Source organism: Streptomyces sp. NPDC101490, from assembly GCF_044767145.1.
GTDB lineage: Bacteria > Actinomycetota > Actinomycetes > Streptomycetales > Streptomycetaceae > Streptomyces.
This window is the reverse complement of record NZ_JBIWNI010000010.1, coordinates 159,545-175,725: the sequence shown is the minus strand read 5'-3', so window position 1 is coordinate 175,725 and position 16,181 is coordinate 159,545. Positions and strand designations below refer to the sequence as shown.

At 73.3% G+C, this 16,181-nt stretch carries 14 protein-coding genes; 9 read left to right on the top strand and 5 right to left on the bottom strand.

Annotation, left to right across the window (positions count from 1 at the left end; all coding sequences use genetic code 11):
- Positions 1-42 precede the first annotated feature (42 nt).
- Positions 43-1,623, bottom strand: coding sequence for a TrkA C-terminal domain-containing protein (locus ACIRQY_RS20510; protein ID WP_351785039.1), 1,581 nt, complete (start codon positions 1,621-1,623; stop codon positions 43-45).
- Between the two features lie 64 nt (positions 1,624-1,687).
- Here ACIRQY_RS20510 and ACIRQY_RS20505 point away from each other — a divergent pair, with 64 nt between their 5' ends.
- Entirely contained in the window at positions 1,688-3,070 is a 1,383-nt protein-coding gene (locus ACIRQY_RS20505) for an NAD(P)/FAD-dependent oxidoreductase (RefSeq protein ID WP_403927644.1), read from the top strand.
- Between the two features lie 256 nt (positions 3,071-3,326).
- Here ACIRQY_RS20505 and ACIRQY_RS20500 read toward each other — a convergent pair whose 3' ends face one another.
- Positions 3,327-4,103, bottom strand: coding sequence for a hypothetical protein (locus tag ACIRQY_RS20500; protein ID WP_403927642.1), 777 nt, complete (start codon positions 4,101-4,103; stop codon positions 3,327-3,329).
- Between the two features lie 192 nt (positions 4,104-4,295).
- On the opposite strand from ACIRQY_RS20500, the gene ACIRQY_RS20495 reads away from it, so the two are divergent.
- From ACIRQY_RS20495 to ACIRQY_RS20485, 3 genes are all read left to right on the top strand, one after another.
- On the top strand, positions 4,296-4,577 hold the full coding sequence (locus ACIRQY_RS20495) for a GNAT family N-acetyltransferase (RefSeq protein WP_403927639.1): 282 nt from the start codon (positions 4,296-4,298) through the stop codon (positions 4,575-4,577).
- A 93-nt stretch (positions 4,578-4,670) separates the two neighbouring features.
- Positions 4,671-5,750 (top strand): dihydrodipicolinate reductase, encoded by a 1,080-nt coding sequence (locus ACIRQY_RS20490; protein ID WP_403927636.1) that lies wholly within the window; start codon positions 4,671-4,673, stop codon positions 5,748-5,750.
- A complete protein-coding gene (locus ACIRQY_RS20485) occupies positions 5,747-6,235 on the top strand; it encodes a carboxymuconolactone decarboxylase family protein (protein ID WP_351785051.1) in 489 nt (162 codons plus the stop codon). Before ACIRQY_RS20490 ends, ACIRQY_RS20485 begins: the two co-directional genes overlap by 4 nt.
- A 67-nt stretch (positions 6,236-6,302) precedes the next feature.
- Here the strand turns inward: ACIRQY_RS20485 and ACIRQY_RS20480 are convergent, their stop codons facing one another.
- Together ACIRQY_RS20480 and ACIRQY_RS20475 are read right to left on the bottom strand one after the other, a co-directional pair.
- Positions 6,303-7,955 (bottom strand): GMC oxidoreductase, encoded by a 1,653-nt coding sequence (locus tag ACIRQY_RS20480; protein ID WP_403927633.1) that lies wholly within the window; start codon positions 7,953-7,955, stop codon positions 6,303-6,305.
- A 199-nt stretch (positions 7,956-8,154) separates the two neighbouring features.
- Positions 8,155-9,393: an asparaginase gene (locus ACIRQY_RS20475; protein ID WP_403927630.1), complete on the bottom strand. Its 1,239-nt coding sequence runs from the start codon at positions 9,391-9,393 to the stop codon at positions 8,155-8,157.
- 118 nt (positions 9,394-9,511) lie between these two features.
- Between ACIRQY_RS20475 and ACIRQY_RS20470 the strand changes: the two genes are divergently transcribed.
- Positions 9,512-9,976 carry an Lrp/AsnC family transcriptional regulator gene (locus ACIRQY_RS20470; protein ID WP_351785059.1) on the top strand — a complete coding sequence of 155 codons (465 nt, stop codon included), beginning with the start codon at positions 9,512-9,514 and terminating at the stop codon, positions 9,974-9,976.
- Positions 9,977-10,323: 347 nt separating this feature from the next.
- Positions 10,324-11,130 carry an endonuclease I family protein gene (locus ACIRQY_RS20465; RefSeq protein ID WP_403927627.1) on the top strand — a complete coding sequence of 269 codons (807 nt, stop codon included), beginning with the start codon at positions 10,324-10,326 and terminating at the stop codon, positions 11,128-11,130.
- 4 nt (positions 11,131-11,134) lie between these two features.
- Here the strand turns inward: ACIRQY_RS20465 and ACIRQY_RS20460 are convergent, their stop codons facing one another.
- Complete coding sequence (locus ACIRQY_RS20460; protein ID WP_403927624.1) at positions 11,135-12,640, bottom strand: SulP family inorganic anion transporter; 1,506 nt, start codon at positions 12,638-12,640, stop codon at positions 11,135-11,137.
- A gap of 572 nt (positions 12,641-13,212) precedes the next feature.
- Between ACIRQY_RS20460 and ACIRQY_RS20455 the strand changes: the two genes are divergently transcribed.
- The 3 genes from ACIRQY_RS20455 to ACIRQY_RS20445 all read left to right on the top strand — a co-directional run bounded on the left by ACIRQY_RS20455 (position 13,213) and on the right by ACIRQY_RS20445 (position 16,110).
- Entirely contained in the window at positions 13,213-13,938 is a 726-nt protein-coding gene (locus ACIRQY_RS20455) for a flavodoxin family protein (protein WP_351785068.1), read from the top strand.
- A gap of 67 nt (positions 13,939-14,005) precedes the next feature.
- Complete coding sequence (locus tag ACIRQY_RS20450; RefSeq protein ID WP_403927621.1) at positions 14,006-15,280, top strand: VWA domain-containing protein; 1,275 nt, start codon at positions 14,006-14,008, stop codon at positions 15,278-15,280.
- Positions 15,280-16,110 carry a hypothetical protein gene (locus ACIRQY_RS20445; RefSeq protein ID WP_403927618.1) on the top strand — a complete coding sequence of 277 codons (831 nt, stop codon included), beginning with the start codon at positions 15,280-15,282 and terminating at the stop codon, positions 16,108-16,110. Before ACIRQY_RS20450 ends, ACIRQY_RS20445 begins: the two co-directional genes overlap by 1 nt.
- Positions 16,111-16,181 lie beyond the last annotated feature (71 nt).

The window sequence follows — 16,181 nt, the reverse complement described above, 5'->3', positions numbered from 1 at the left end:
CGGCGCGCGGGGCCCCGGGGCTCGCGGGGCTCCGCCGGAGGGTCAGAGGCCCACGATCAGCTGGATGCAGACGATCTTGACCAGGATCGCGAGGGCGAACAGGGTCGCGTACCCGGTGTTGACCCGGCTGTCCGAGACCCGGCTGTTGGCGTACGAGGTGATGGCCGGGTTGCCCACGTACCCGGCGAGGAGGCCCATCGTGCGGGGTCGGCTCTGGCCGAGGAGCCGGGCGACCAGGAGCATCAGGCCGTAGCTCAGGACCGCGCTGACCAAGAGCACGACGAGCAGTTTGAGGCCGAAGAGGGAGAAGGCGTCACGGCGGAAGGCGTAGCCCGAGGTGAGTCCGACGCAGGCGAGGAAGATCAGCAGGCCGATCTGGCGGAGCGTGAGGTTGGCCCGGGTCGGCAGCACCCACACCAGGGGGCCGGTGCGACGCACCCGGCCGAGGATCATGGCCATGACGAGGGGCCCGGCGGCGGTGCCGAGGGAGAGGACCGTGGAGCCGAGGGTGAGCTTGGGGATGCCGATGAGGAAACCGGCGGCGAGCCCGAGGCCCATGCTGACGGCGCTGACCTCGCTGACCTTGGCCTCGGTGTCACCGAGGAAGGCGGTCACCTCGGAGGTCCGCTCCCTGGGCATGACGACCCGGACGCGGTCGTCGAGCTGGAGCAGCAGGTCCTCGTCGGCCAGCAGGTCCTGGTCGCCCCGCCGGACGCGGGTGGCCTTGGCCCCGTAGTGCTTCCCGAGGTCGAGTTCGGCGACGGTGCGGCCCGCGAGGTCGGGGTTGGTGAGCAGGACGCGCCGGTAGTCGACGACATCGCGCCGGTCGAGGAGATGGGCCGGGGACTCGCTGCCGAGCGCGGCGATCCCGGCGGCGACCGCTTCGGGTCCGCCGACCAGGACGACCTGGTCGCCGGGGGCGAAGGCGCCGGGGGCGAGGGCGACCCGGGTCGCGCCGCCGTCGGGCCGCAGCACGCTGACGAGGAGGCGTCCGTCGGTGGAACCGGGGACGTCGGCCCAGACGACCGGACGGGTCACGTCCACGGTCCGGGTGATGAGTTCCTTCGGGAGTCCGGTGCCCGGGTCGCGGCGGCCGGGCCAGTCGCGGACGGCGGCGACGGCCGCGACGAAGAGGATGGTGAGGACGACGGCGAGGGGGTAGCCGATCGCGTAACCGGTGGCGGCCTGGGCCGGGTCCGCCGAGGACGCCTGGGCGGCGGCGAGGCCGGGTGTGGTCGTGCCGATGCCCGCGTAGCCGCCCGCGAGGAAGGGGCCCGAGATGCCGAAGACCTTGTTGCCGAGGACACCGACGACGAGGGCGGTCACGACGAGGGCGGCGACGGCTCCGGTCATCACCGCGAGCTGGGGCCGCAGTTCCCGGAAGAAGGCCGGTCCGGCCTCCAGACCGACGGTGTACACGTACAGGGCGAGGCCGAGCACCGGGAGCCCCGCGGGCACGGCCGCACCGATGTCCGGGTCGAGCGCCCCGAGGAGCAGCCCGACGAAGAGCACCCCCGCGGCCCCGAGCTTCACCGGCCCGAAGCGGACCATGCCGAAGAGCGATCCAGCCGCAATGACGATAAAAAGGGTGAACCACGGATAGTCAGCGAAAAATTGCCACATAGCGATACTCAGCCATATTTCAGGGCACCTCGCACGCCCTTACGGCAGACGGAAGGCGGACAGCGTGACGCGACCGAGGATTCTCGTGGTGGGCGCCGGTTTCGCCGGAGTGGCCTGTGTGCGGCGCCTGGAACGGCGGCTCACCGAGCGGGAGGCGCAGCTGGCCCTGCTCTCGCCGTTCTCGTACCAGCTGTACCTGCCCCTGCTCCCCCAGGTGGCGGCCGGGGTGCTGACCCCCCAGTCGGTGGCGCTGTCGCTGCGGCGCAGCGAGCGGCACCGGACCCGGATCGTGCCGGGCGGTGTGGTGGGGGTGGACACGGCGGCGAAGGTCTGTGTGGTGCGGACCATCGCCGGGGAGTACGTGACGGAGCCGTACGACCATCTGGTGCTCTCGCCCGGCAGCGTCACCCGCAGCTTCGACATCCCCGGGCTCGCCGAGCACGCGCGCGGGATGAAGACGCTGGCGGAGGCCACGTACATCCGTGACCACGTCATCGCCCAGCTGGACCTGGCGGACGCGAGCAACGACGAGGAGGAGCGGGCGTCCCGGCTGCGGTTCGTGGTGGTCGGCGGCGGCTACGCGGGCACCGAGACGGCCGCCTGCCTCCAGCTGCTCACCGCCAACGCGGTCAAGCGGTACCCGAGGCTCGACCCGAAGCTGATCAAGTGGCATCTGGTGGACATCGCGCCCAAGCTCATGCCGGAGCTGGGCGACAAGCTGGGCGCCGCCGCGACGGACATCCTCACCCGGCGGGGCATCGAGGTGTCGCTCGGGGTGTCGGTGGCGTCGGTGGACGACGAGGCGGTGACGCTCACCGACGGGCGGGTGCTGCCGAGCCGGACCCTGATCTGGACGGCCGGGGTGGCGGCGAGCCCGCTGATCGGGACGCTCGACGCGGAGACCTTCCGGGGTCGGCTCGTCGTCTCGGCGGAGATGGCGGTGCCCGGTCTGGACGGGGTGTGGGGGCTCGGTGACGCGGCGGCCGTGCCGGACCTCGCGAAGGGCGACGAGGGGGCGATCTGCCCGCCGACCGCGCAGCACGCGATGCGGCAGGGGAAGGCCGTCGCGGACAATCTGGTGGCGACGCTGCGCGGGGAGCCGACGCACCCCTACCGGCACAAGGACCTGGGGCTCGTGGTCGACCTCGGCGGGATGGACGGGGTGTCCAAGCCGCTCGGCGTGGAGCTGCACGGGATGCCCGCGCAGGCCGTGGCCCGCGCCTACCACTGGGCGGCGCTGCGGACGAACGTGGCGAAGACCCGGGTGATGACGAACTGGCTGCTGAACGCGGTCGCCGGGGACGACTACGTGCGGACCGGGTTCCTGTCGACGCGGTCGGGGACGCTGAAGGACTTCGAGTACACCGACGCCTATCTGACGCCGGAGCAGGTCCGCGCCCACACGGGCGCGTTCCACGGAGCGGTCGGGTCCACCGGGGGGAAGTGACCTCACGGGGCGGTCGGGTCCACCGGGCGAGTGATCCCACGGGAGCCGGGGCCAGGCGGGGACGGCGGAAGGCCGCCGCCGCCCGGCGCGGGCTCCGGTTCGGGTTCGGGCCCCAGCTCGGGCCCGGGTCACCGCCGACCGCTCCGGTCCGCCTTTCCCACCGGGCCTCCGCGTGAGGCCCTGGGGCCCCGGACGGGTACGGACGGCCGGGGGACGGGGCATCGCCTTCGGCGGCACGTCCCGGTCGTGCGCCTCGTCAGAGGACGAGTTCGGGGGCCGGGCCCATCACCACGACGGGTTCCCGCACCGGGTCGAGGGCGCGGAGCAGGTCCCTGAGCGACTCGCGGTCCAGGGCGACGCACGCCTGGGTGGGGCCGCCGTGGTCGACGTGGATCCACACACCGCCGCCCTTCCCGTCACCGAGGGGGCGTTCCTTGTCGAGCGGGGTGCGGCCGGGGACGCGGTTGTAGTCGATGGCGATCACGTGGTCGAAGGAGCCTTCGAGGGGTTCGCCGCCGAATCCGGTGCCGCTGATCGCGAACTGCTCGTCCTGGTCGTACGGGAGACGGGCGCCGGGGTCGGGGAGCCGGCCTCCCGCGTCACCGAGCCGGAAGACGCCGATCGGGGTGCGCAGGTCCCCCGCGCTGTGGTCGGAGGTCCAGCCGCGCAGCGCGTTGTGTGCGGGCCACGGGCCCCCCGTGAGGGTCCAGGGTCCCTCGGGCCCCCGCTCGTAGAGGGTCGCCGTGGAGCTGGACGAGTCGGCGGTGGCACCGGTGACGACGAGCGCCTGGGTGGTGCCGTCGGGGACGAGCGCCTGGGTCACCGGGCCGATGCCGGGCAGCCGGGGGGCGGGGGCCCGCTGTCCCGGGGCGCCCGGGTGCGCGGGTTCGGGGCGGGCGTCCCCGGCGGCGGGCACGGTGACGGCGGGGACGACGGGGACGGACGGCGCGGTGACCGCACAGCCGGTGAGCAGCAGGGCCGCGCACAGCGTGCCGGTGCTCAGCAGGGCGGGGACGCCCTCGCGGACGGACATGACGGTTCCTCCTGGCCGGGGGGCGGTGCAGCGATCCGTACCCGCTCGCCGTGGGGCCCTGCCGGAGCGCCGATGCCCTCACCCGTCCGGGCGCGTCCGTTCGGGGAGGGCCGCCCGGGAGCCGCGTACGGGCCTTCCGTAGAGGCCTCCGTACGGGACCTCCGTACGGGGCCGAAAGGGGTTGACCCGTCCGTGATGGGCTGTTCGACGGTGCGCCCGCCGGACGGGGAGACCCCGGCGGCGACCGTGATCGCCCGGACGCTGCCCGGTTTCCGGGGGCGGGGGTTCGGGACGGCGCTGTACGAGCGGGGCCTCGCGCACGCCCGGACGCTGGGCGGCGACGGGGTGGAGACGGTGGTGCTCGCGTCCAGCGGGGAGGGGCTGCGGTTCGCGTCGGCACGGGGTTTCACCGAGGTGGAGCGGTACGTCCTGCCGGGTGACACCGTGGCGTTCGTGACGCTGCGGCTGGGGTGACGGACTCCGGTCACGGACAAGCATTCTGACGATTCGTCAGATCTGGTCGGCGCGGGTCTGGGAACCTCCGCGGCCCGGCGCTACCCTCCGCGCATGATTCGGACGGTGGTGTGGGGTACCGGGAATGTCGGGCGCGCGGCGATCCGGGCCGTGGACGCCCATCCAGGGCTGGAGCTGGCGGCTGTGCTGGTCGCCGATCCGGCGAAGGTGGGACGGGACGCGGGCCGTCTCGCGGGGCTCGGTCACGACCTCGGGGTGACGGCCGTCGACGACGTCGGCGCGGTCCTGGGCGGACGCCCGGGGGCGGTGGTGTACGCGGCGTCCGGCGACACCCGGCCGGACGGGGCCCTGGAGGACGTGGCGCGGGCGGTGCGCGGCGGGGCGGTGGTCGTCACCCCCGCGCTGTACCCGCTGTACGACCAGCGCAACGCGCCGCCCGAGTTCCGCGAGCCGGTCCTCGCGTCGGTCGCCGAGGGCGGCGGCTCGCTCTTCGTGTCGGGGGTGGACCCGGGCTGGGGCAACGACGTGCTGCCGCTGCTGGTGAGCGGTCTGGGGAGCACGGTGGACGTGATCCGCTGCCAGGAGATCTTCGACTACTCGACGTACGAGCAGGAGGAGTCGGTCCGGGACCTGATCGGGATGGGCCGCCCGCTGGCGTACGAGCCTCCGATGCTGCTCCCCTCGGTGCCGACGATGGTGTGGGGCGGGCAGGTGCGGCTGATGGCCCGCGCGCTGGGCGCCGAGGTCGAGGAGATCCGCGAGACGGTGGACCGGCGTCCGCTGGAGTCGACCGTGGAGACCCGCACGATGGGGGTGTTCGAGGCGGGGACGCAGGGGGCGATCCGGTTCGAGGTGCAGGGGATCGTCGGCGGGGAGCCCCGGATCGTGATCGAGCACGTGACCCGCATCCATCCCTCCTGCGCGCCGGACTGGCCGGTGCCGCCGGACGGGGCGGGGGCGCACCGGGTGATCGTCGAGGGGAGTCCCCGGATCGAGGTGACGGTGGCGGCGACGGCCGAGGGCGAGAACCGGTCGGCGGGCGGGAACGCGACGGCGGTGGGTCGGCTCGTCGGGGCGATCGACTGGCTGGTGGCGGCGGAGCCGGGACTGTACGACGCGCTGGACGTGCCGCTGCGTCCGGCGGTGGGCAGACTGGGAAGGAGCGCACGGTGATCATCGACATTCCCGAGGGCCAGGAGCCGATCGGGTACGTGTGGGGCGACATGGTGCCGGAGATCGGGACGGCGGCGGCGAACTTCTCGCTGTCGGTGTACGCCCATACGACGCTGGGGCTGCGCGAGTTCGAGGCGGCGCGGCTGCGGATCGCGCAGATCAACGGCTGCGGCTTCTGTCTGGACTGGCGTACGGACCGGGACGGGGTGAAGGTCGAGGAGGGGTTCGACACGGTCGTCGCCGCCTGGCGGGAGACGGAGGTCTCGGAGTCCTTCGACGAGCGGACCCGGCTGGCCGCCGAGTACGCGGAGCGGTACGCGCTGGACCACCACGGTCTGGACGAGGAGTTCTGGGCGCGCATGACGGGGTGCTACAGCCAGGCCGAGATCGTGGAACTGACGATGAGTCTGGGGTCGTGGCTGGCGTTCGGGCGGCTCAACCGGGTGCTGGGCCTGGACGAGGTGTGTGTGCTGCCGACGCACTGAGGGGCGCGGCGGAGGGGCCGGCCGGGTGTCCGGCCGGCCCCTCGGGCGTACGGGGTGGGGGCACGGTTCAGAAGTCCTCGGCGACGATCCGTTCGATGTTGCGTTCGGCGAGGGCCGTGATGGTGACGAACGGGTTGACGCTGGTGTTGCCGGGGATCAGCGCGCCGTCGATGACGTACAGCCCGTCGTAGCCGTGGAGGCGTCCGTGGTTGTCGGTCGCGCGGTCGAGGACGGCGCCGCCGAGCGGGTGGTAGGTGAGGTGGTCGCCCCAGATCTTGTAGAGGCCGAAGAGGTCGGTGCGGTAGATCGTGCCCTCCTTGGCGTTGATCTTGTCGAAGATGGTCTTCGCCGCGTCGATGGAGGTCTGCTTCCAGGCCCGGTCCCAGTTGAGGTCCACCGTGCCGGTGGCCGGGTTCCAGGTGAACTCGGCCCGGTGCGGTGTCTTGGTGATGGAGAGGTAGAACGAGGCGTAGGTCTCGATGCCGGTGGGCAGCGGGGCGACCTCGGCGAAGGCTCCGCCCGCGTCCCAGTTGTCGATGCCCGCGGTGGGCATGGCGGACTGGAGTTTGCCGGTCGCGTCCCACATGTGGTTGGCGCGGCCGCACATGACGTTGCCGTTGTCGCCCCAGCCCTTGCCGATCTGGTCGTTGAGGGCGGGGAGCGCTCCGGTGGCCTTCAGCCGGGTGAGGAGCTTGCTCGTGCCGACGCTCCCGGCGGCGAAGAAGACCTTGTCGGCGGTGACGGTCTTGCTGGTGAGGGTGGCGCCGGTGGTGTCGATCTGGTCGACGGCGACGGTGTAGCCGCCGCCGGGCGCCGGGGTGACGGAGGTGACCTTGTGGAGCGCCGTGACGGCGACGCGGCCGGTGGCCGCGGCCTGGGCGAGGTAGGTCTTCTGCAGGTTCTTCTTGCCCGCGTTGTTGCCGTAGATGACCTCGCCGTCGAGGGCCGACCTGGGTACGGCTCCGGCGGCCTCCTGCTTCATGTAGTCCCAGTCGTAGACGTTGGGCACGAAGACGAAGGGGAAGCCGGAGCGTTCGGCGTGCTTGCGGCCGACGCGGGCGTACTGGTAGCAGGAGGCGTTCTCCCACCAGGTCCGGTCGACGGAGGTGACGCCGAGTCCGGCGTTGGCGCGCGGGTAGTAGGTGGCGTACATCTCGGCGGTGTCGACGGTCGGGAGGATGGCGGCGAAGTTCTCCCGGCGCGGGGTGACGGCCATGCCTCCGTTGACGAGGGAGCCCCCGCCGACGCCCCGGCCCTGGTAGACGGTGATCCCGGCGAAGTCCTCGGCGTCGAGGATGCCGGTGTGGCGGGGCACGTCCTTGTCGAGGGGGAAGCCGAGGAAGTTGCTGAGGGGCTGCTTGGTGCGGGTGCGCAGCCAGAAGGAGCGGTAGTCGGGGCGGGTGGTGTTGGCAAAGATCTTGCCGTCCGGTCCCGGGGTATCCCAGGCCATGCCCATCTCGACCATGTGCACGTCCACGCCCGCGCGGGCGAGCCGGAGCGCGGCGACGGAGCCGCCGTATCCGGTGCCGATCACGAGGGCGGGAACGTGTGTGCCGGTGGGGAGGGGGGAGGTGGGGATCGCGGTGGGGCCGGTGTCGGCCTGCGCGGAGGTGATGGTGCCGGCCAGGGCTGCGGCCCCGAGAAGAGAACCTGTTCCGGCGAGGAAACGGCGGCGGCTTACACCGCTGCTCTCCATGTCCGACAGAGGATTTCCACTCATGTGATGCCCCTCACTCGTGAGCGAATGGGAACACGTTCTACTGTCGGCGGTCGGGGAAGTCACGAGAAACCGACGGGTAACTTACGTCCGTCGGGGAGGTGCGGACCGGTTCGGCGGCGGGTCCGGGACATGGCTCCGGCCCGCGGGCGGGCCTGGGGGCGCCGTCCGCGAGCCGGGGTTCGGGGGTGGTCGTACCGCGTCAGGCGCGGGCGGTGACGGCCGGGCCCGACGCCGTGAGGGCGGTGAGGGCGGCCGGGCCGGAGGCGTCGGCGGCCGTGGCCGGTTCGTCGCGGACCGGTCCGTCGAGGAGGCGGCGCAGCAGGGCCGCGCTCCGGGCGGGGCCGGTCGCGGAGGCCTTGGCTCCGGGGCGCCCGGCCCCGGCGGAGTCGGTTCCGGCCTCGGTGGCCTCGGCCCCGGTGGAGTCGGCCACCGCTGAATCCGTCCCGGAGTGCTCACCTTCGGCGAGGAGCGCGGCGAGGACCGCGATCCTGGCCTGCGCGGCCCGCAGGGTTCCGGTGAGGAGCGCCCCGGCGGCGACGAGGTCGACGGCTCCGCCGCCGGTGTAGATCTCGGCGAGGGGTCCGGCGGGGACCCGGGTGGTCACGGCGACGAGGACGCCCCGGGCGACGGCGCCGGCGACGGCCTCGACGATCTCCGGGGTGGCGTTGCCCGCCCCGGTGGCCTCCAGGACGATCCCACGGGCGCCCGCGGCGAGGGCCGCCTCAAGGAGCACCGTGTCGCCGCCGGAGTGGTGGGTGACGATGTCCACGCGGGGCAGCCGGGCGGCGCCGGGGTCCCCGGGGCTCGCGGTGCGCGCGGCGGCGGGCAGCGGCAGCGGCTCCGGGCGCCGGGGCCGCCGGGCGATGTCCACCCGGGAGAACCCGACGCGGCCGAGGCGCGCGGCGGAGGGGTCGGAGAAGGCGTCGGCGGCCAGGGTCTGGGTCTTGACCGTGCCCCGGGCCGCGTGGACGCGCCCGTCGAAGACGACGAGGACGCCGAGGTCCCTGACGGTGGAGGCGACCTGGAGCGCGTCGTACAGATTGCCGGGGCCGTCCCCGTCTCCGGTGCCGAAGGGCCGCTGGGCGCCGGTGAGGACGACCGGGCGGGGGTCCGCGTGGTGGAGGTCCAGGAGGAAGGCGGTCTCCTCCAGGGTGTCGGTGCCGTGGGTGATGACGACACCGTCGACGCCGGGGTCGGCGAGGGTCTCGTGGACGGTGCGCAGCAGGGCGAGCTGGTGGGCCGCCGTCATCCGGGAGCTGTTGACGTTGAACAGGTCGACGACCTCGACGGTGACGCCCTCGGGGAGGGGCGCGGTGGCGAGGACGTCGTCGCCCGAGGCGTCGGCGGCGTAGCCGGTGCCCTGCCAGCGGCTGGCGATGGTGCCGCCGGTGCTGATGACGACGATCCGGCGCGCTCCCCCGTCGTTCGTCCGCTTCATGCCCGCTGCCCTCGTTCCGTACCGAATTCGTCTGGCCCCGCAACGATAGGTGAGAGGGCGCGCCAGACGATTGCTAAATTGCCCGCTGAATTGTTTCATCGTGGTAGATGATTGCGTCATGGACCGAATTGATCTCCACATCTTGCGTGAGCTCCAGGACGACGGACGGCTGAGCAACCAGGAGCTGGCCCAGCGGGTGGGCCTCAGCCCCTCGCCCTGTCTGCGCCGGGTGCGCCAGCTGGAGCAGGACGGGGTGATCCGGGGGTACCGGGCGGTCATCGACCCGGCGGCGGTGGGGCGGGGCTTCGAGGTCCTGGTCTCGGTGGAGGTGCGCCGGGACCGCGAGACGGTGGAGGCGTTCGAGGCGGCGCTCCAGGACGTGCCGGACGTGATCGAGGCGTACCGGCTGTTCGGGAGCCCCGGCTGCCTGCTGCGGATCGCGGTGGCGGACCTCGCGGCGTACGAGCGGCTGTGGATCGAGCGGCTGACGACCCTGGCGGGGGTCACGGAGGTCAACTCGCAGATCATCATGAAGCGGATCAAGGAGCCGAAGGGGATGCCGGTGGACGTCCGGGGCGGCTGAGCGGACACCGCCGGCCCGCTGACCGGAGCAGGGGTTTCCCCGTCGTCGCGGGGCTGGCGGGCGGACCGGCGGGCGCCGCGCGGACGGGACCTCTCGCGGTGGGTGGCGACGGGTTCCGCCTGATACCTCTCACAGCGGGGGCGACGGGTTCCGCCCGATACCTCTCACAGCGGGCGACGGGTTCCGCCCGATGCCGGAACGTCATGGAACAGCCTCCTCACCGTTACATGTCAGGTACCTGACGTGTGCGACTCTCCCGGTGACACAAAGTCAACACGCGTAGACAGCGGGGGCGTCGAGCCCGCTCCCGCCGTCCCGCGCGTACCGTCCCCGGGAAAGGGCCCCCCATGTCCGTTGTGCGGATCGGCAGAGTGAAGGTGTGGGCGACGGCCGTCGCCGCCGCCCTCGTCGGCGTCACGCTCCCCGCGGTCACCGCGACTCCCGCGAACGCCACCACCACCGCGTACGACACCACTTACTACAAGAACGCCGTCGGCAAGACAGGTACGAGCCTCAAGTCCTCGCTGCACACCATCATCAGCACCGGCACCACGAAGATCTCCTACGACGCCGTCTGGAACGCGCTCAAGGCCACCGACCAGGACCCCGCCAACAGCAACAACGTCATCCTGCTCTACAGCGGCACCTCGCGGAGCAAGAGCCTCAACGGCGGTAACGTCGGCAACTGGAACCGCGAGCACACCTGGCCCCAGTCCCACGGCGGCTTCGGCACCTCCGCCGGGCCCGGCACCGACCTCCACCATCTGCGCGCGGCCGACGTCCAGGTCAACAGCACCCGGGGCAACAAGGACTTCGACAAGGGCGGCAGCCCGGTCGGCGGCGCACCCGGCAGCTACACCGACGCCGACTCCTTCGAGCCGCGCGACGCCGACAAGGGCGACGTCGCCCGGATGATCCTCTACATGGCCGTCCGCTACGAGGGCGGCGACGGCTGGGCCGACCTGGAGCCCAACGAGTCGACCAGCAACGGCAGCGTCCCGCTGCACGGCCGTCTCTCGGTCCTGAAGCAGTGGAACGAGCAGGACCCGCCGAGCGCCTTCGAGGAGCGCCGCAACGACCTGGTCTTCACCACCTACCAGGGCAACCGGAACCCGTTCATCGACCACCCCGAGTGGGTCGAGGCGATCTGGTAGCGGCTCACGGCACCGCCCCGACCTGTTCGCCGTCGGCGGCGGGGCGGTGCTCCGGCAGCGCGTGGAGGCTGACGGCCTCCGGTCCGGCGGCGCAGTGCCGGGCGGCCCAGGACTCCAGGGCCGCCCGGCAGGCGTGGTCCAGTTGGTGGAGCCCGGAGAGGTCCAGCTCGACCGGCCGGTCCTTCGGCAGCGACTCCAGGGCGTCGAGCATCTTCGGCAGCCGCAGGAAGTTCGCGTTCCCCGACAGGGAGACCCGCACCGGGCCGAACCCGTCGTCGGTGCGGACCGCCCGCAGATGGGAGGCGTCCCACGCGGCCTTGCCCACGGAGAGCGCGAGCCCGACCAGGACCCCTTCGAGCATGCTGACCGAGACGATCGCCAGCGCCGTCACCACCAGGATGAACGCCTCTCCCCGGTGGCCCCGCCACAGCGCGGCCACCCGCCCGAACGGGATCAGCTTCCAGCCCGCGTGGACCAGGACCCCGGCGAGCGCCGCGACCGGCACGAACCGCAGGGTCGCGGGCAGCAGCGCCGCGAACAGCAGCAGCCACAGCCCGTGCAGCACCCGGGCCGCCCTCGTCCTGGCCCCCGCCCGCACGTTGGCCGCGCTGCGCACGACCACCGCCGTCATGGGGAGGGCGCCGAGCAGACCGCAGACCGTGTTGCCGACGCCCTGGGCGACCAGTTCCTTGTCGTAGTCGGTACGGGGCCCGTCGTGCAGCCGGTCCACCGCCGCCGCGCCGAACAGCGACTCGGCGGAGGCGATCAGCGCGAAGGCCAGGGCCGTGCCGAACAGCGCGAGGTCGCCGAACGCGGCGAAGGCCTCATCGCCCGGCGGACGGACGGCGGCCAGCACCCCGTCGATCCGCACGGTCACCACCGGCAGTCCGAACAGGGCGGTCGCCAGGGCCGCGAGCACGATCGCGACCAGCGCCCCCGGCACCGCGCGGACCCGGCGCGGTGCGTACCGCCAGCCGACGATCACCAGGACCGTGCCGGTGGCGACGGCGAGCGGCGCCAGGGCGTCGGTGTCGGTCAGCACCCGCGCCAGCGCGCCCGGAAGGCCGGCGATCCGGTCCAGGCCGGTGGCCGGGGCGACGACACCGGCGGCGGTGTACAGCTGGCCCGCGACGATGACGAGGCCGATCCCCGCCAGCATCCCCTCGACCACGGAGAGGGAGATGGCCCGGAACCAACGGCCCCACCGCAGCAGGCCCATGCATATCTGGAGGAGGCCCGCGAGGAGGACGGCGAGGCCCAGCACGGCGACCCCGAGGGTCCGGACCGCTTCGAGGACGAGCACGGTGAGCCCGGCGGCCGGGCCGGACACCTGGAGGCTGCTGCCGCGCATCAGGCCGGTGACGAGACCGCCGACGATGCCGGTGATCAGACCGAGTTCGGCGGGGACGCCGGAGGCGACGGCCACGCCTATGCAGAGGGGCAGGGCCACCAGGAAGACGACGAGGGACGCCGCGAAGTCGTGCCGGAGATGGGGCATGGAGGACGGCATACGGTTCTCTCCCCTGTCACTGCACCGGGCGAGGGCGGTTTCACCGCGCCGGGCGGGGGCGGGACATGGCCCGTGCACGGTAGTACGGTCCCGGGGCGGCGCTTCGTGGCTGGTACACGCCACCGGGTCCTGCGGCCGGAACCGCGCGGAACTTGACCCGATCACCCACGAGGACGGCGCCCGGGAGTGCGGCGCGCGGGGGCGCACCGGACCCGGGCGCCCGCTCACCAGCGCGGGAAACGGCGCACGGCGGCACGGCGGCGCCACCCGGCCCCGCCCGCCCCCGGTGGAAGGGTCCCGCCCGGCGGGGGCCGCCGCTCCCCGCCGGGCGGACGGGGACGGGCCGGAAACCGCCGCCTCCCGGACCACCCTGGACCCGGTCCGGCACCGCCCCCGATCCGCCGCACACCCGCGCCCCGGCCCCTCCGGACCGCCCCACGCCCGCACCCGGCACCCCGCACGCCCTGGCCGCGCCCTCATGCGTTCGGGCGTGCCGGAGTGGCCCGGTGGCGGGGTGCCGGACAGGCTGGGGGCGGCCCCGTCCCGGACCCCGTCCCCCGAGGAGAGCGCAGATGACCGTGCCCGCATCGCCCCCGTACCGGTACGACGATCTCAGCGCGCTCTACGTCAACTGCACCCTGAAGCGCTCCCCCGAGGTCAGCAACACCGACGGGCTCGTCGAACGCAGCCGGTCCGTCATGGAGGCGCAGGGCGTGACGACCTCGGTCGTGCGGGCGGTGGACCTGGACCTCGCGCCGGGCGTGTGGCCGGACATGAGGGAGCACGGCTGGGCGTCGGACGCCTGGCCCGAGCTGTACGCACGGGTGATGGCCGCCGACATCCTGGTGCTGTGCGGCCCGATCTGGCTGGGCGACAACAGCTCCGTGACGAAGCGCGTCATCGAGCGGCTGTACTCCTGCTCGGGACTCCTCGGCGACTCCGGGCAGTACGCCTACTACGGGCGGGTCGGGGGCTGTCTCATCACCGGCAACGAGGACGGGGTGAAGCACTGCGCGATGAACGTCCTGTACAGCCTCCAGCACCTGGGGTACGCGGTGCCGCCGGGCGCGGACGCGGGCTGGATCGGGGAGGCGGGCCCGGGGCCCTCGTACCTGGACCCCGGCTCCGGCGGCCCGGAGAACGACTTCACCAACCGCAACACCACGTTCATGGCCTGGAACCTGATGCATCTGGCCGGGCTGCTCAAGCGGACCGGCGGCATTCCCGCGTACGGGAACGTACGGGCGGAGTGGGACGCCGGGTGCCGCCCGGAGTTCGCCAACCCCGAGCACCGCTGACCCTCTTTCAGAGCCCTCCGGCCAGCCCGGTTTTGGATTGTCCGAGGATCATCAATACGATCCGGCGATGATCACGAGAAAACGGCTGGCGACCGGGGCCTGCGCGCTGCTCGCCGCCCTGAGCGTCGCGCTCACGCCCACGAGCGCGTCCGCCGACGAGCCGGTGGCGAAGGAATCCCCCAAGGTCGAGCTGGTCCTCGACGTCAGCGGCTCCATGCGGGCCCGCGACATCGACGGCAAGTCCCGCATGGCGGCGGCCAAGCAGGCCTTCAACGAGGTCCTCGACGCGGTGCCCGAGGAGGTCAGACTCGGCATCCGCACCCTGGGCGCGGACTACCCGGGCCAGGACCGCAAGCGCGGCTGCAAGGACACCCGGCAGCTGTACCCGGTGGGGCCGCTCGACCGGACCGAGGCCAAGGCCGCCGTCGCCACCCTCGCCCCGACCGGCTGGACCCCGATCGGTCCCGCGCTGCTCGGCGCGGCGAAGGACCTGGAGGGCGGTGACGCGACCCGCCGGATCGTGCTCATCACGGACGGCGAGGACACCTGCGCCCCGCTCGACCCCTGCCAGGTGGCCCGGGAGATCGCGGCCAAGGGCATCCACCTCGTCATCGACACCCTGGGTCTGGTCCCGGACGCCAAGACCCGGGCGCAGCTGACCTGCATCGCGGAGGCGACCGGAGGCACGTACACCTCCGTCCACCGCACCGAGGACCTGTCCCGCCGGGTGCGGCAGCTCGTCGACCGGGCCGCCGACCCGGTGGTCGTCCCGGTGGCCACTGAGGGCACCGCGCGGTGCGCCGACGCCCCTCCGCTCAAGCCCGGTCTCTACACCGACCGCGAGTCCTTCGGCCAGCACCGCTGGTACCGGGTGGACCTGCTGCCCGGCCAGGAACTGCGGGCCTCCGTCAGCGTCTCCGCCGACCGCGCGGTCAACAACGACTACGGGGTGCTGCTGCGCGCCGTGACCCTGCGCGGCCGGGAGATCGTGCGCGGCTCGGAGGCGGGCGACGGGCGCACGGACGTGATCTCGACGGGGCTGCGCTACCCGAAGCCGGATCTGGACGACGGTCCCGGTGACGCGAAGCCCGCCGCCGAGACGGTCTGTCTCCAGGTCAGCAACTCCTTCTCCGCTCCCCCGTCGGTGAAGACCGCCCCGGGGATGCCGATCGAGCTGACCGTGGACGTCGTCGACGGTCCCTCGGCCGCGTCGGACGTGGCCGCGTACGGTCTCGGGCGCGGCTGGTGGCTGCTCGGCACGCTGGTCGTCGTCGGCTTCCTCGCCGGTCTGATCTGGGGCTGGCTGTCCCGCTGGCGCGTCGCTCTCTGGAGGACCAACTGATGCGTACCGTCCGCACGCTCGTCACGGCCGCGCTCGCGGGCGCGGCGCTGCTCGGCCCGGTGTCCCCGACGGCCCTCGCCGACTCCCCGTCCGCGTCGGCGAGCCCGGGAGGGGACACGGCGGGACCGACCGAGGCGGGCACCACGTTCCGCACGGCGGCCCGGTTCCTGCCCGGTCAGCAGGCGACCGCCGAGGGGTCCTCGGGCGACTACCTGTACTGGGTGTTCCCGGCGGACACCGGGCAGCGGCCGACGGTGAACGCCTCCGTCACGCTGCCCGACGCGGCCCTGCGGCGCGGCCCCGCCACCTGGCGGATCGATGTGTACGACGGTCTGCGGCGGCGTCAGCCGTGCATGTACGGCGTCCAGTCCCGCACCGCCGCGAAGGAGACGGCGACGGTGGAGCTGGCCTGTGTGCTGCGGCCGGTCCGCGCCTCCGCCGACGCCTGGGCGAACGATCCGCTGCCGGGCAGCTACTACGTGCGGCTGACGGTGAGCGCGCTGCCCGACGAGGACCTGGGCCAGCCGTTCACCGCCCGGATCGGGGTGACCACCCTCGACAGGAGCGGTGCCCACGCCACGGACGGCTCGCTCGCCGCGCCGCTGGTGCCCGGTGCGACCACCGCGGACCTGGCGGAGGTGGAGACCGAGGCCGGCCGGACCACGGCCGTCGAGGCGGCGGCCCCGGAGGACGGCTGGTCCTCCGGCTGGTGGTCCGACCGCTGGCTGTGGACCGGCGCGGGCGCGGTCCTCGCCGCGCTCGCGGGCATCGGCGGCTACGCGCTGACGCGGGGCTCAGGACGCCCCTCCCGGGTGCCTCCGGCCGTCTGACCGGCCCTGCGGGGCCCTAACGGGGAACGGCCCCCGTCGCACCGGGCGACGGGGGCCTCCGCATGCCCGGA

What these genes read in the sequence shown, in the direction of transcription:
- ACIRQY_RS20460 (WP_403927624.1), bottom strand. Translation starts at nt 12,640, where the DNA reads ATGCCGTCCTCCATGCCCCATCTCCGGCACGACTTCGCGGCGTCCCTC.
- ACIRQY_RS20500 (WP_403927642.1), bottom strand. Translation starts at nt 4,103, where the DNA reads ATGTCCGTCCGCGAGGGCGTCCCCGCCCTGCTGAGCACCGGCACGCTG.
- ACIRQY_RS20465 (WP_403927627.1), top strand. Translation starts at nt 10,324, where the DNA reads ATGTCCGTTGTGCGGATCGGCAGAGTGAAGGTGTGGGCGACGGCCGTC.
- ACIRQY_RS20445 (WP_403927618.1), top strand. Translation starts at nt 15,280, where the DNA reads ATGCGTACCGTCCGCACGCTCGTCACGGCCGCGCTCGCGGGCGCGGCG.
- ACIRQY_RS20510 (WP_351785039.1), bottom strand. Translation starts at nt 1,623, where the DNA reads ATGTGGCAATTTTTCGCTGACTATCCGTGGTTCACCCTTTTTATCGTC.
- ACIRQY_RS20490 (WP_403927636.1), top strand. Translation starts at nt 4,671, where the DNA reads ATGATTCGGACGGTGGTGTGGGGTACCGGGAATGTCGGGCGCGCGGCG.
- ACIRQY_RS20455 (WP_351785068.1), top strand. Translation starts at nt 13,213, where the DNA reads ATGACCGTGCCCGCATCGCCCCCGTACCGGTACGACGATCTCAGCGCG.
- ACIRQY_RS20475 (WP_403927630.1), bottom strand. Translation starts at nt 9,393, where the DNA reads ATGAAGCGGACGAACGACGGGGGAGCGCGCCGGATCGTCGTCATCAGC.
- ACIRQY_RS20470 (WP_351785059.1), top strand. Translation starts at nt 9,512, where the DNA reads ATGGACCGAATTGATCTCCACATCTTGCGTGAGCTCCAGGACGACGGA.
- ACIRQY_RS20450 (WP_403927621.1), top strand. Translation starts at nt 14,006, where the DNA reads ATGATCACGAGAAAACGGCTGGCGACCGGGGCCTGCGCGCTGCTCGCC.
- ACIRQY_RS20480 (WP_403927633.1), bottom strand. Translation starts at nt 7,955, where the DNA reads ATGAGTGGAAATCCTCTGTCGGACATGGAGAGCAGCGGTGTAAGCCGC.